The sequence below is a fragment of the Mesoterricola sediminis genome (assembly GCF_030295425.1).
Taxonomy (GTDB): domain Bacteria; phylum Acidobacteriota; class Holophagae; order Holophagales; family Holophagaceae; genus Mesoterricola; species Mesoterricola sediminis.
This window is the reverse complement of the sequence record NZ_AP027081.1, coordinates 2,029,528-2,042,084: the sequence shown is the minus strand read 5'-3', so window position 1 is coordinate 2,042,084 and position 12,557 is coordinate 2,029,528. Positions and strand designations below refer to the sequence as shown.

The following is a 12,557-nucleotide window of genomic DNA, read 5'->3' as shown; positions in this document are numbered from 1 at the left end:
AGGATCCCATGCTCATGACCGAACGCCACCGGCTGGGCCAGGAGGTGGACGCGCTCGCGGACCGCCTGGGGCGGGACCGCACCTCCCTGATCCCCATCCTCCTGGAGGTGAAGCGGAAGTACCACACCCTCGACGCCTTCGCCCTCCAGGTGATCGCGGACCACCTGGGCATCCACCCCGTGGAGGTCAACAGCGTGGCCTCCTTCTACGCCTTCCTGGGCAGCGGCCGCCAGGGCCGGTTCGTCATCCGGCTCTGCCGCACCATCTCCTGCGACATGCAGGGCAAGCGCCGGGTCAGCCGGCAGCTGGAGAACGACCTGGGCATCACCTTCGGCCAGACGACGGCGGACGGCAAGTTCACCCTGGAGTGGGCCAACTGCATGGGCATGTGCGACCAGGGCCCCGCCCTCCTCGTCAACGACCAGGTCTACACCCGCGTCACCCCCGAGAAGGTCCACGAGATCCTCGAGGCCTGCCGCCGGGTCTTCGGCGTCCACGCCAAGGAATCCAAGGAAGTGGTGATCCGATGAGCCCCCTGTCCACCTACGCCTCCCAGCTCCCGGAAGCGGGGCTCAAGGCCGCCCTGGCCTGCGAGCGCACCGCCATCATCAAGGCCGTCTCCGATTCGGGCCTCAAGGGCCGGGGCGGCGCCGGCTTCCCCACCGGCGTGAAATGGAACTTCGCCGCCGCCGCCCGGGGCGACCGGAAGTTCGTGATCTGCAACGCCGACGAGGGCGAGCCCGGGACCTTCAAGGACCGGGTCATCCTCCAGGAGCACGCCGACCTCGTCTTCGAGGGCATGACCATCGCCGCCCGCGCCATCGGCGCGAAGGAAGGCGTCCTCTTCCTGCGCGGGGAGTACACGTACCTCCGTGGCCACCTGGAGGCGGTCCTGGCCCGGCGCCGCGAGGCGGGCCTGCTCGGGAAGGGGGTCCTCGGCTCCCCCCTGGACTTCGACATCCGCATCTTCATGGGGGCCGGCGCCTACATCTGCGGCGAGGAGACCGCCCTCATCGAGGCCCTGGAGGGCTTCCGGGGCGAGCCCCGCAACCGCCCCCCCTTCCCCGTCAACACCGGCTTCCTGGACTGCCCGACGGTGGTCAACAACGTGGAGACCCTGGCCTGGACGGCCTGCATCCTGGGCAACGGGGCGGACTGGTTCCGCCGCGTGGGGACCGAACGGTCCACGGGCATCAAGATCTTCAGCGTCTCGGGCGACTGCGCCCGCCCCGGCGTGTACGAGTTCCCCCTGGGCATCAGCGTCTCGGACCTCCTGAAGGAGGTGGGCGGCGAAGGGGCCAAGGCCTGCCAGATCGGCGGGGCCTCGGGCCAGTGCGTGCCCGCCAAGGACTTCGGGCGGACGATCGCCTTCGAGGACATCCCCACCGGCGGCTCGGTCATCGTCTTCGGGCCCCACCGCGACATGCTCGAGGTGCTCCACAACTTCCTGGAGTTCTTCGTGGACGAATCCTGCGGGCAGTGCACGCCCTGCCGCCTGGGCAACGCCAAGCTCCTCGAGGGGCTGGAGAAGCTGCGGGCCGGCACGTGCAGCATGGCCTACCTGAGGGAGCTCTGCCAGCTCGGAGAGACCATGCAGGTCGCCTCCAAGTGCGGCCTGGGCCAGAGCAGCCCCAACGCCTTCCTCTCGGTCGTGGAGCATTTCCGCGACGAGATCATGGGCCGGATCCCCTCCCACGCCTGAATCCGGAGCTGACGCCATGACCGTTCCCTCCAGCGAAATGTCCCGCCGGGCCCCCGTGAGCCAGCAGGCTTCGGTCCCCGCCGTCCCCGCCAGCGCCACCGCCATCGGTGGTTCCGTCTCCCTCTCCATCGACGGGCAGGAGCTCAAGGTGCCCCTGGGCACCACGATCCTCGAGGCCGCCCGGCGCATCGGCATCAAGATCCCCACCCTCTGCCACCACCCCGATCTCTGCGTGGCCGGGGTCTGCCGGGTCTGCTCGGTGGAAGTGGAGGGCATGCGCACCCTCCAGGCCGCCTGCGCCTTCCCCGTCACCAGCCCGCTCAAGGTCTGGACCCACACCCGCAAGGTGCGCATGGCCCGCCGGCACATCGTCGACCTGCTCCTGAGCGAGCACTACGGCGAATGCTACGCCTGCGGCCGGAACAACAACTGCGAGCTCCAGGCCCTTTCCAAGGAATACGGCGTCGACTTCTTCCGCTTCGGCCATCCCGAGAAGCCCCGGTGGGACATCGACCTCTCCTCCTATTCGGTGGTCCGGGACAACAACAAGTGCGTGATGTGCCGGCGCTGCGTCCGCACCTGCATCGACCTCCAGGAAGTCGGCACCATCGAGGTGCTGGGCCGCTCCGACAAGGCCCACATCGCCTCCTTCATGGAGAAGCCCCTGGGTTCCGTCGTCTGCATCAACTGCGGCCAGTGCATCAACCGCTGCCCCACGGGCGCCCTCCGCGCCAACGATCCCACCGACGAGGTCTGGGAGGCCATCCACGACCCGAAGAAGCACGTGGTGATCCAGACCGCGCCCAGCCCCCGCGCCGCCATCGGCGAATGCTTCGGGTGCGAGCCCGGAACGCCCATGACCTTCGAGCTGAACACCGCCCTCCGCATGTGCGGGTTCGACCGGGTCTTCGACACCAACTTCACCGCCGACCTGACGATCCTCGAGGAGGGCACCGAGCTCCTGCTCCGCCTCAAGACCGCCCTGGCCGACGGCGGCGAGGCCGCCTTCCCGCAGTTCACCAGCTGCTCGCCGGGATGGGTGAAGTACCTGGAGCACTTCTACCCCGAGTACATCCCCAACCTGAGCACCGCGAAGAGTCCCCAGCAGATGTTCGGGGCCGTCATCAAGACCTACTATGCCCGGAAGCACGGCATCGACCCCGCCGACATCGTCACCGTGGCCCTCATGCCCTGCTCGGCCAAGAAGTTCGAGTGCAACCGGCCCGAGATGGACGACTCCGGCTTCAAGGACGTGGACTACGGCCTCACCACCCGCGAGCTGGCCAAGATGATCAGCGAGACGGGCCTCGACCTCCCGCGCCTGCCCAGGTCCGGCTTCGACGCGCCCTTCGGCACCGCCACCGGGTCGGGCGTCATCTTCGGGGCCACGGGCGGCGTGATGGAGGCCGCCCTCCGCACCGTCATCGAGGTGGTGACCGGCCTCAAGGTCGAGACCCTCTTCGAGAACGCGGACATCAAGCCCGTGCGCGGTTTCGAGGGCGTCAAGTACGCCGAGCTCCCCATCCCGGAGGTCGGCCCGGTGCCGCCCATCCTGGCCGGGCTGTTCCAGGACTGGAACTTCCTCCGGGGCGCCACCCTCAAGGTGGCCGTCGCCCACGGCACGGCCAACGCCCGGAAGGTGATGGAGGACATCAAGGCCGGCGGCGTCTTCAGCCAATGCCACTTCATCGAGTTCATGGGCTGCCCCGGCGGCTGCATCGGCGGCGGCGGCCAGCCCATCCCCACCTCCCCGGAGATCCGGAAGGCGCGCGCCCACGCCATCTACGCCGAGGACGCCGCCTACGAGGTGCGGAAGAGCCACGAGAATCCCGACGTCCTCCGGATCTACGAGGAGTTCCTCACCGAGGGCCCCTGCGGCCACCGCAGCCACGAGCTGCTGCACACCCACTACACGGAAAGGGGCCGCTACATCGAGTGAGCCGGGGCCTCAGCCCCCGGCCTTCCGGATGAAGGCCTTGCGCCGGAAGCGCAGGGCCGACCAGTCCTCGTCCAGGGCCACCATGCGGACGCTGTCCCAGCCGGCCTCCCGGAGGACCTCCCAGCCGTGGTCCCGGTCGAAGTCGCAGGCGTAGCGCCGGGACGATCGCTTGGGGTAGGCGAACCAGAGGATGGCGTCGCCCTCGGCCTTCCCGGCCAGGTCCCGGGCCGCGGCGTCGAGCTGGGAGCGCCGTTCGGCGAAGGCCAGGGCGAACGCGAGGGGCGCGACGGCCTCCCGCTCCACCTGGACCCCGTCCAGGGCCGCGAGCGCGGGCTCGAAGGAGGGCGGCGCGCCCAGGACGGCGATGCGGGTCTGGCCCTTCAGGTTGAGCTTGGCCCAGACGTCCATCAGGCCTGGCCGCCCCCGGCCTTGATGCGCTCGACCTCGAGGGCCTTCATCTTCTGCTCGTGCTCCATCTGGCGCAGCCGGAGCTCGTGCTGGGACTGGATCTCCCGGTTCCTGACCTTGGCCCAGGCTCCCACCGACACCACGATCGCGACCATGGCGAAGGCGCCCAGGGGGATGATGAAGGGACTGTTGATGAGGGTTTCCATGGGGGAGGCTCCGGAAGGCATTATAGGCGCCTACCCCAGGGCGCGGCGCAGTTCGTCCGCCGTGAAGGGCTTGGACATGAGGGCGACCCCGGGGTAGGCCTCGGCCAGGTCCAGGGCGCTCTGGTCCATCCGCCCCGTCGCGAGGAGGACCGGCAGGCCTGGCCGCAGCTCCCGCAGGCGCGGGAGGGTGGCGGCCCCGTCGAGCCCCGGCATGTTCATGTCCAGGATCACCACGTCCGGATCGAGGCCGGCCTCGAGGCGGGCCAGGGCCTCCGCCCCGTCGGAGGCGAGGAAGGCCTCGACGCCCAGGATGTCCAGGAGGGAGGCGGTGGCCTCCCGGACCAGGGGGTCGTCGTCCACCAGGAGCACCCGCCGGCAGGCGACGGTGCGGGACTCGGAGGGGGCGGGTTCCCGGCTCGGCGGCGCCGGCGCGCAGGGCGGGAAGGCCAGGCGGACCCGGGTGCCCCGCCCGGGCTCGCTGCGGAGCTCCAGGCGGCCCCGGTGGGCCTTGACGGTGGTGTAGACGAGGGAGAGCCCCAGGCCCGTGGCCTTCCCGACCTCCTTGGTGGTGAAGAAGGGATCCAGGGCGCGGTCCAGGATCTCCTTGGGCATCCCGGTCCCGGTGTCCTCCACGTGGACCTCCGTCCAGCCCCCGTCGCCGACGAGGGTGCGCAGGGTGAGGAGCCCGCCTCCGGGCATGGCTTCGACCCCGTTCACGCAGACGTTCATGAGGGCCGTGGCGAGGGCCCCGCCGTCGCCCAGGATCAGCGGCGCGTCCGGGGCCAGGTCCAGCTCCACCCGGACCCGGCCCAGGGTGGTCCGCTCCAGGATCCCCGCCACCTCCCGCACCAGGGCGTTCAGGTCCAGCTCCGCCTCCCGGGCCAGGCTCCGCCGGGCGAAACCCAGGAGCCGGGCCACCAGGTCCCGGCCGCGGGTCGCCGCCTTGGCGATGGTCTCGAAGGCCTTGTGGACCGGCTTGCCGGGCTCCTGGAGCTCCAGGTGGGCCGTCGCCAGGCTCAGGATGGCGCCGAGGACGTTGTTCATGTCGTGGGCGACGCCCCCCGCCAGGCTGCCAAGGCTATCCAGCTTCTGGGACTGTTGCAGTTGCTCCGTGAGCCGGCGCTGCTCCTCCTCGGCGCGCTTCCGCTCGCTGACGTCCAGCACGACGCCCACGAGGGCCTCCACGCTGCCGTCCGGCCTGCGGATGCACCGGCGGGCCAGTTCGGCGTGGAGGATCGTCCCGTCCTTGCGGATGAACCGCTTCTCCCGGGTGTAGCCCTCCAGGTCCCCGGCCAGGACCCGCTCGAACACCTCCAGCTCGGCGGGGAGGTCCTCGGGGTGCGTCACGTCCGCCCACGACATGCGCATGAGCTCCTCCCGGGTGTAGCCCAGCATGGCGCAGTGGTGGGGGTTCACCTCCAGCCAGCCCTTCTCCGGGGTGGTCACGCTGATGCCCACGAGGGGGATGTCGAACCAGGCCTTGAAGCGGGCCTCGCTCTCCTGGCGCGCCTGGGCCAGCATGCGGCGCCGGATCTCCTCGCCCAGGAGCCGCTGGGAGGCCTCCAGCCGCTCGGTCATGGCGTTGATGGCGCGGGCCAGGTCCGAAAACTCATCGGAGCCATCGGCCGGGAGGCGGCAGGCCAGGTCCCCGCCGGCGACCTGGTTGACGCCCGCGTGGAGGGGCAGGAGGCGCCCCCGGATGGTGCGCACGGTGTGGCGGAGGATGAGGATGGCCGAGAGGGCCAGCCCCGCCGCGAAGCCGCAGGCGAGGACGGCGAGGTTGCGGTAGGTGGCCTCGACCCGCCCCTCCCAGGCCTCCACCAGGGCGCTGGCGCTGTCGAAGGCGTAGCCGCCCCGCAGGAGCATCTGACTGGAGAGGCGCCGGTCCAGCTCCTCGAAGACGGCCTTCCGTTCCCCGGCCCCCTGCAGGGCCGCGGTGTTGTCGACGATGCGGCGGAAGATGGCGCCGGAGGCGCCCAGGTCGTCCCGGATCTCATCGACCAGATCCGGGTCCGCGCCCCCGGTGAACCGCGGCTCGGCCCGGGCGAGGAGGCCCTCGGCCCGCCCCAGGGATGCCAGCCACAGGTCCCGGTGGCGGGCCTCCCGGTGGAGGAAGTACTGGTCCCGGATCGCATTGCCTTCGAGCACGGCGATCTTCAGCTCGCTGGCGAGGGCGTAGCCCGCCTTCGCCTGGCGGAAGTCCTGGGTGCCCCAGGCGACGGCGACCACCATGGCGACCAGGATCCCCAGCGAGAGGGCCGAAAGCAGGGAGAGGCGGCTGGTGACCTTCATGTCAGAGCTTCACGGCCGTGGGGGCCACGGCGCGGAGGCCGTCCGGGTACAGGAGCTTCCGGTAGTCCGGCATCGGCCCGCCGGGAACGAGGCCGTTCTTCATGGCCCAGCGGGTCTCGTCCTCCAGGGCCACCAGCAGGCCCTGGTCGAGGCCGAGGCGGTGGTCGAACGCGCCCCACACTTCCTTGACCAGCTCCAGCGGCGCGCCCGAGGCGCGGGAGACGACGGCCTGGGCCCCCGCGGGGTCGCGGGCGACGTCCTTCTCGGCCCGGAGCAGGGCCCGGAGGAACCTCCGCACCACGCCGGGATTGGCGTTGATGAAGGAGCGCGGGGCGACGAGGGTGAAGATCTCGGTGTAGATCTCCCGGTCCTGGATGAGGAAGGCGTCCGTCCCCAGGGCCCGCCGGATGCCGGCGAGGGGGTAGTTCCAGCAGGAGGCCGCATCCACGCGGCGGGAAACGAGGGCGTCCTGCATGTCCTCCGGCCGGCAGGGGACGGCCACCAGGTCGCGGCGGGTGAGGCCGAGGGTGGTGAGGATGGAGTCCAGGAAGAATTCCGAGGTCGTGCCGGGGGTGAAGGCGACGCGCTTGCCGCGCAGGGCCGCGGGGACGGCGACGCCTGCGCTGCGGCGCGCGATGATGGCGTTGTTGAGCGTGCTCGCCTCCACCCCGGCCACCACCTGGAGGTCGTCCCCCTTGAGGGCGCTGAACATGATCGGCGTCTCGGCGACCGTGGCGAACTGGGCCCGGCCCTCCAGCATGTCCTGGAGGGCCGCCTTGCCGAATCCGTGGAGGGTCGGCCTGACCTCCAGGCCCTCCGCGGCGAAGTAGCCGCGGGCCAGGGCCACGTGGACGAGGGCGCTCTGGGGCTGGACGGTGCAGGCCACCTGGATGCGCGGCGCCGCGGTCCGGGGCCCCAGGCCGCGGCTGCCGCATCCGAGCAGACATGGGAGGAGGGCGGCCAGAACTGTCAACTTCCGCATATGCAGCCTTTCGACCCAAGTTTCAGGCGTTGCGTCTTCCCTTGCGGGACAGGGTATCCTGGTGGCAAATGGCGGACAACCACCCGATCCTCCACTTCCTGGCCCCGACCGGGGCGCCGGGACGCGCGTTCGACGCGGAGGAGCAGGCCGTCCTCGACCGGCTCAACCAGAAGGTCGCCGGGGAAAGTTCCCTGGACGACCTCCTGGACCTGCTGTTCCAGGGGGTGCGCGAACTGTACCCCTGCGACCGCATCGGCCTGGCCCTGGCCGAGGACGAGGGCCGCCGCATCGTCGCCCAGCGGTACCGCGCCCTGTACGAGCCCGTGCTCCTCCGGGACGGCTACCACGAGGACCTGGCCGGGAGCAGCCTCCAGCGCGTCCTGGAGACCAACTGCGCCCGGGTCATCTACGACCTGCCGCGCTACCTGGCCGAACACCCCCGCAGCCAATCCACCCGGCTGCTCATCCGGGAGGGGGTCCGCAGTTCCCTCACCTGCCCCCTGCGGGTGAAGGACCGGTCGGTGGGCGTCCTCTTCCTCAGTTCCAGGGAACCCCGCGCCTACACCCCCTACCACGTCCAGCTGTGGATGGAGCTGGCGGAACGCCTGTCCCAGGCCGTGGAGAAGGCCTGGCGGATCGAACAGCTCACCGCCGCCAACCAGGCCTACAACGAGATGCTCGCCTTCGTCAGCCACGAGCTGAAGAACCCCGTCGCCAGCATGATCACCGACGCCCGGGTCCTCACCGGGGGCTACCTGGGCGACCTGGAGCCCCGCCAGATCCAGAAGCTCGACCGCCTCATCGAGAAGGGCAACTACCTGCTCGACCTGGTGAGGGAGTACCTGGACCTGGCCCGCATGGAGGGGGGCCACATGGTCCTCCGGCCCGAGGAGGCGCCCCTGGGCGCCCTGGTGGAATCCGCCCTCGACGTCGTCCAGCCCCTGGCCGAGGCCCGGCGCATGCGCGTGGAGCGCCACCTGCCTCCGGACCCCGCCCCCGTGGCCTGCGACCCCTCCCTCATCCGCATCGTCCTCGTCAACCTGCTGGGCAACGCCGTGAAATACGGCGCCGAGGGCGGCCTGCTGCGCGTGACCGTCGAACGCCATCCGGACCGCATCGCCTTCGCCGTCTGGAACGAGGGGCCCGGCTTCCCCGCCTCGGAGCGCACCCGCCTCTTCCGGAAGTTCAGCCGGCTCCAGACGCCCGCCCTCCAGGGCCGCAAGGGCACCGGCGTGGGCCTCTACACCGCCTGGCGCATCGTGAACCTCCACGGGGGGCGCATGGACGCCCAGAGCCAGGAAGGGGCCTGGGCCGAGTTCGCCTTCGACCTGCCCCAACCCCTGCCGTCCCCTCAGGCATGACTGAGGACGACGCCCGAGACCACGAGCGCGGCCCCCAGGAGGAAGTGCGGGGTGACCGGCTGGCCCAGGAAGGCCCAGGCCAGGAGGGCCGTGAGCACGGGCTGCCCGTTGGCGGCGATGGCCACGCGGCTGGGCTCCTTCAGCGAGAGGGCGTGGACCCAGAGGAGGTACATCACGACGCTGGCGACGACGCCCAGGTAGACCGCCCCCACCCAGCCCGCCGCCGGCACCCCGGAGGGCCGGAACCCGGCGAGCCCGAGGCAGCCCAGGGGCAGCATCATGGCGAAGCCGAGCAGCATCACCAGGGCCGTGGACGTGGCCGCGCCGTGGCGGATGGACAGGGGCCGGCTCGCCACGGTGTAGGCCGCCCAGGCCAGGACCGCCGCCAGGACCAGGAGGTCCCCCAGGAGCCAGCGCGGCGGCAGGGCCGCGCCGGCGCGGTCCAGGAAAAGCGCCAGCACCCCGCCGAAGGCCAGGGCGATGCCCGCCGCCTTGCGCAGGCTCGGGCGCTCCACGCCCCGGACCCAGCCGATCAGCAGCACCAGGGTCGGGGTGAGGGCGTAGAGGAGGGCGGCGTGGGAGCCCAGGGTGTACCGGAGCCCGTACAGGAACACCACCTGGTTCACGGCCACCCCCAGGAAGGCCGCCAGGAGGAAGGCGCGCCGGTCCGCGCGGAAGGCTCCGGCCAGGTCCAGTCCGCGGGCCCGGGCGATGCCCAGGAAGCCCACCGCCGCCACCGCCCCCCGGAACAGGGCCAGGACGGGGATCGGGATGGTCACGGTCGCGGGCTTGCCGATGAGGTACACCCCCGCCGCGAACGTGGTGTGCAGGAGCATGACCAGGACGAAGCGGGCCGAGGCGGACATCTACAGGAAGCTCACCTGGCTGGCGCCGTCCACGAACACGTGGGTCTGGAAATAGTACCGGTCGGTCACCCGGCCGTTGTCCACGAAATGGATCTTCACCTGGCGGGCCGTGCCCTTCACCCGCAGGGTCCGGTTCCGCAGGTCCTCCACGCGCTTGACCCCCAGGCGGGCCATGAGCGTCCCGGCGACGGACGGGGTCACCGCCACGGTCAGGCAGCGCGGGTCCCGGTAGTCCGCCTCGGAATTGAGATACACCATGCCCCGGGTGGCCTCGGCCCGCAGGATCGTCACCTCGAACACCCCCTTCACCCCGTCCGGGGACTTCGCGGCCAGCCGAACCGCGTCCGGCGGCGCGATGGGCGCCCGGCCATAGCCGGAACCGTCCGGGCCCTTGCAGGCCAGGGGAAGCAGGAGCAGCAGCAGGGACAGGCGGAGAGGGGCCACGGCACATCCAGGAAGAGGGTCGGAAGCTCCGACTCTACCACGGGGGCGGCACCCCTACCGGGCCCGGGACCGCAGCGCCTCGAGCTTCTCCAGGATCTCCTCGGGGGCGGAGATCTCGTGGAGGTTCTGGCGGAAGGCGCTCCCTCCGGGGATGCCCTTGGTGAACCAGCCGCCGATCTTCTTCATCTTGTGCAGGGCCTCCCGGGGCTCGAGCAGGTCCTGGAGGAGGCGCATGAAATCCAGGCAGAGCTCGATGCGCTGGAGTTCGGTCACCTGGAGGCCGGGCTCCAGGATCTGCCGGAAGATCCAGGGGTTGGTGAGCGCGGCGCGCCCGACCATCACGCCGTGGCATCCGGTCTCGGCCACCATGCGGAAGGCGTCCTCGGGGGTGTTCACGTCGCCGTTGCCGATGATGGGGAAGGCCGTGCCGGCCTCCACGGCCCGGGCGATGAGGCTCCAGTCCGCGTGGCCTTCGTACTGCTGGGCCCGGGTGCGGGGGTGGATGGCCAGGGCGCGGACCCCGTTGGCCTCGAACATGCGGAGGAAGTCCAGGTAGTCGGCCCGCTCCTTCTGGCTGTTGTCCCAGCCGGCCCGCATCTTGACGGTCACGGGCACGTCCACGGCCTTCACGACCGCCTTCACCACCGCCTCGGCGAGCCGGATGTCGCGCAGGAGGGCCGAGCCCGCCCCGCCCCGGGTCACGTTGCTGGCCGGACAGCCCATGTTGATGTCCACGATGTCGGCGCCGGCGGCCTGGGCCAGGGCCGCGGCCTCGCCCAGATGCTCGGGGACGCTCCCCGCCAGTTGCATGGCGAAGGGCCGCTCCCCCTCCCCGGCCATCATGCGCTCCGCCTTCCGGGCATGCCGGATGAGGGCCTCGCTGCTGATCATCTCCGAGACGGTGAGGCCGACCCCGCCCACCTGGCGGATCATGCGCCGGAAGGGCTGGTCCGTGATCTCGTGGAGGGGGGCCATGACCAGGGGCGGCTGGATGACATGGGGGCCGATGCTGAAGGAGGAATGCGGGAACGTCACGGGGCCTTCACGGAGGTGGTCTTGAAGTAGCTGTCCTTCCGCATGCCGCGGATCTCCACGGTGAGGTCCGCCTCCCGCTCCGCCAGGGTGCGCGGGAAGGCCTCCCGGAGGAGGGCCAGGGCCCCCTGCCCCACCTGGGCCAGGGTCTCGGGCGTGCGCCCCTCCATGAGCTGGATGGTCAGGTGCACGAAGGCGTGGCCGCCGCCGGCGCCCATGCGGAAGTCCTCGCAGCGCCGGGCGCGGCTCTTGATGTCCTGGATCCGGCAGGGGGCCGTCGCCTCGAGGTGGCGGTGGAGGCGCTCCCAGAAAGCCTGGAGGTCGGGGGATTCGGCCACGTTGGCCGTGTATTCGAGCAGCGTGTGGGGCATGGTCAGCTCCGCGCCCCGGATTCCAGCTCCCGGATCGCCGCCCGGACCCGGGCGTCGTTGCGCCAGTAGAGGGCCGTGACGCGGAGGAACCAGGTCATGAGCCAGGCGGAGGCGAGCACGGCGGCCGCCTGAAGGAGGAGGAGGAGGACCACACGACCAGGCGTCCCGCCGCCCATGCGCCAGCCCAGGATCACCACCAGGAAGGGCAGGCCAGCCCGGACCGCGGAACCCGCCACGACGAGGGCGGGCCACTGGATGGGGTGGGTCCACAGGCGCAGGAAGCTCCGGACCAGGTGGCCGCGCAGGGCCTCCCAGGAGCCCATCCCCCAGGTGGCGTGGCCGGCCCGGCCCAGCCGGCAGATCCAGGCCTGGAGGAAGAAGGTGGAGAGGAAGGCGAGCCGAAGGATCGTGCCGCCGATCCAGTCGAGCCAGCCGAGGCCCTGGATGCCGGTGGAGGCCAAGCCCGACAGGCAGGCAAGGACGAGCCAGGCCAGACAGCCCACGGGCAGGGCCCCGATCAGGAGGGCGTCCGCGAACCCCCAGATCCAGGCGCGGAAGGTGGCGGGAACCCCGGCGGCCCTGGCCTGGAGCTTCCAGCCGGCCCAAAGCGACCAAGCGAAAGCCAGGACGGCCGCGGCGGGGGCGCCGAAGCCCAGGAGGTGGTCCTTGAGCCCGCCGTTCTCGAACAGTTCCCAGAGGTCCCGGGCCGTCACCAGCTCGCCCCAGTAGGCGGGCAGGCCGCTCGCTCCCGCCAGGCGCTGGAGGTGGAGGGCCCAGAAGGCGCTCGTCAGCACATGGAAGCAGAGCCAGGCGCCGAGGAACTGGAGGGTCCACCCGGACAGCCCGCCCCGGACGGCGCCGGCCAGGTAGCGCCACGGCCCCTGGGGGCTGGGGGTCTCCTCGTCCCGGGGCATCGGTTCAGGGGTCGGTGCGGACATCTCCATTCCACGAAAC

Annotated in this window: 13 protein-coding genes; 4 read left to right on the top strand and 9 right to left on the bottom strand. The window is 71.3% G+C overall.

From position 1 onward, the window contains the following. Nucleotides 1-8: 8 nt before the first annotated feature. From R2J75_RS09055 to R2J75_RS09045, 3 genes are read left to right on the top strand one after another with little or no spacing between them, the layout of a single operon-like run. Complete coding sequence (locus tag R2J75_RS09055) at nt 9-530, top strand: NADH-quinone oxidoreductase subunit NuoE family protein (protein WP_243334186.1); 522 nt, start codon at nt 9-11, stop codon at nt 528-530. Next, complete coding sequence (locus R2J75_RS09050; RefSeq protein WP_316411527.1) at nt 527-1,702, top strand: complex I 51 kDa subunit family protein; 1,176 nt, start codon at nt 527-529, stop codon at nt 1,700-1,702. The genes R2J75_RS09055 and R2J75_RS09050 overlap by 4 nt, the downstream gene beginning before the upstream one ends. Nucleotides 1,703-1,718: 16 nt before the next feature. Beyond that, a complete protein-coding gene (locus R2J75_RS09045; RefSeq protein ID WP_243334188.1) occupies nt 1,719-3,641 on the top strand; it encodes an NADH-dependent [FeFe] hydrogenase, group A6 in 1,923 nt (640 codons plus the stop codon). 9 nt (nt 3,642-3,650) lie between these two features. On the opposite strand, the gene R2J75_RS09040 is transcribed toward R2J75_RS09045, so the two are convergent. Genes R2J75_RS09040 through R2J75_RS09025 form a run of 4 tightly spaced genes read right to left on the bottom strand, consistent with a single transcriptional unit; the run spans nt 3,651 to nt 7,529 of the window. Next, nucleotides 3,651-4,049, bottom strand: a complete 399-nt coding sequence (locus R2J75_RS09040) for a hypothetical protein (protein WP_316411526.1) — start codon at nt 4,047-4,049, stop codon at nt 3,651-3,653. Next, nucleotides 4,049-4,255: a hypothetical protein gene (locus R2J75_RS09035; protein WP_243334190.1), complete on the bottom strand. Its 207-nt coding sequence runs from the start codon at nt 4,253-4,255 to the stop codon at nt 4,049-4,051. The genes R2J75_RS09040 and R2J75_RS09035 overlap by 1 nt, the downstream gene beginning before the upstream one ends. A gap of 30 nt (nt 4,256-4,285) precedes the next feature. After that, complete coding sequence (locus tag R2J75_RS09030) at nt 4,286-6,547, bottom strand: hybrid sensor histidine kinase/response regulator (RefSeq protein ID WP_316411525.1); 2,262 nt, start codon at nt 6,545-6,547, stop codon at nt 4,286-4,288. A 1-nt stretch (nt 6,548) separates the two neighbouring features. Next, nucleotides 6,549-7,529, bottom strand: a complete 981-nt coding sequence (locus R2J75_RS09025) for an ABC transporter substrate-binding protein (RefSeq protein ID WP_316411524.1) — start codon at nt 7,527-7,529, stop codon at nt 6,549-6,551. Between the two features lie 68 nt (nt 7,530-7,597). Between R2J75_RS09025 and R2J75_RS09020 the strand changes: the two genes are divergently transcribed. Next, nucleotides 7,598-8,890, top strand: a complete 1,293-nt coding sequence (locus R2J75_RS09020) for a sensor histidine kinase (RefSeq protein WP_243334194.1) — start codon at nt 7,598-7,600, stop codon at nt 8,888-8,890. On the opposite strand, the gene R2J75_RS09015 is transcribed toward R2J75_RS09020, so the two are convergent. The 5 genes from R2J75_RS09015 to R2J75_RS08995 are packed head-to-tail and all read right to left on the bottom strand — an operon-like array spanning nt 8,881 to nt 12,541. Beyond that, the gene (locus R2J75_RS09015; protein WP_316411523.1) at nt 8,881-9,756 is read right to left on the bottom strand and encodes a DMT family transporter; all 876 of its coding nucleotides are present in this window, start codon (nt 9,754-9,756) and stop codon (nt 8,881-8,883) included. The genes R2J75_RS09020 and R2J75_RS09015 overlap by 10 nt on opposite strands. Continuing rightward, on the bottom strand, nt 9,757-10,200 hold the full coding sequence (locus tag R2J75_RS09010; RefSeq protein ID WP_316411522.1) for a hypothetical protein: 444 nt from the start codon (nt 10,198-10,200) through the stop codon (nt 9,757-9,759). A 54-nt stretch (nt 10,201-10,254) separates the two neighbouring features. Continuing rightward, nucleotides 10,255-11,235, bottom strand: a complete 981-nt coding sequence (gene dusB, locus R2J75_RS09005; protein ID WP_243334197.1) for a tRNA dihydrouridine synthase DusB — start codon at nt 11,233-11,235, stop codon at nt 10,255-10,257. Further along, nucleotides 11,232-11,603 carry a 5-carboxymethyl-2-hydroxymuconate Delta-isomerase gene (locus R2J75_RS09000; RefSeq protein ID WP_243334198.1) on the bottom strand — a complete coding sequence of 124 codons (372 nt, stop codon included), beginning with the start codon at nt 11,601-11,603 and terminating at the stop codon, nt 11,232-11,234. The genes dusB and R2J75_RS09000 overlap by 4 nt, the downstream gene beginning before the upstream one ends. Before the next feature lie 2 nt (nt 11,604-11,605). Then, nucleotides 11,606-12,541: a hypothetical protein gene (locus R2J75_RS08995; RefSeq protein WP_316411521.1), complete on the bottom strand. Its 936-nt coding sequence runs from the start codon at nt 12,539-12,541 to the stop codon at nt 11,606-11,608. Nucleotides 12,542-12,557: the final 16 nt, after the last annotated feature.

Coding starts and splice junctions, on each gene's coding strand:
- R2J75_RS09025 (WP_316411524.1), bottom strand. CDS start 7,529: ATGCGGAAGTTGACAGTTCTGGCCGCCCTCCTCCCATGTCTGCTCGGA.
- R2J75_RS09050 (WP_316411527.1), top strand. CDS start 527: ATGAGCCCCCTGTCCACCTACGCCTCCCAGCTCCCGGAAGCGGGGCTC.
- R2J75_RS08995 (WP_316411521.1), bottom strand. CDS start 12,541: ATGTCCGCACCGACCCCTGAACCGATGCCCCGGGACGAGGAGACCCCC.
- R2J75_RS09055 (WP_243334186.1), top strand. CDS start 9: ATGCTCATGACCGAACGCCACCGGCTGGGCCAGGAGGTGGACGCGCTC.
- R2J75_RS09000 (WP_243334198.1), bottom strand. CDS start 11,603: ATGCCCCACACGCTGCTCGAATACACGGCCAACGTGGCCGAATCCCCC.
- R2J75_RS09015 (WP_316411523.1), bottom strand. CDS start 9,756: ATGTCCGCCTCGGCCCGCTTCGTCCTGGTCATGCTCCTGCACACCACG.
- R2J75_RS09045 (WP_243334188.1), top strand. CDS start 1,719: ATGACCGTTCCCTCCAGCGAAATGTCCCGCCGGGCCCCCGTGAGCCAG.
- R2J75_RS09020 (WP_243334194.1), top strand. CDS start 7,598: ATGGCGGACAACCACCCGATCCTCCACTTCCTGGCCCCGACCGGGGCG.
- R2J75_RS09035 (WP_243334190.1), bottom strand. CDS start 4,255: ATGGAAACCCTCATCAACAGTCCCTTCATCATCCCCCTGGGCGCCTTC.
- R2J75_RS09030 (WP_316411525.1), bottom strand. CDS start 6,547: ATGAAGGTCACCAGCCGCCTCTCCCTGCTTTCGGCCCTCTCGCTGGGG.
- R2J75_RS09040 (WP_316411526.1), bottom strand. CDS start 4,049: ATGGACGTCTGGGCCAAGCTCAACCTGAAGGGCCAGACCCGCATCGCC.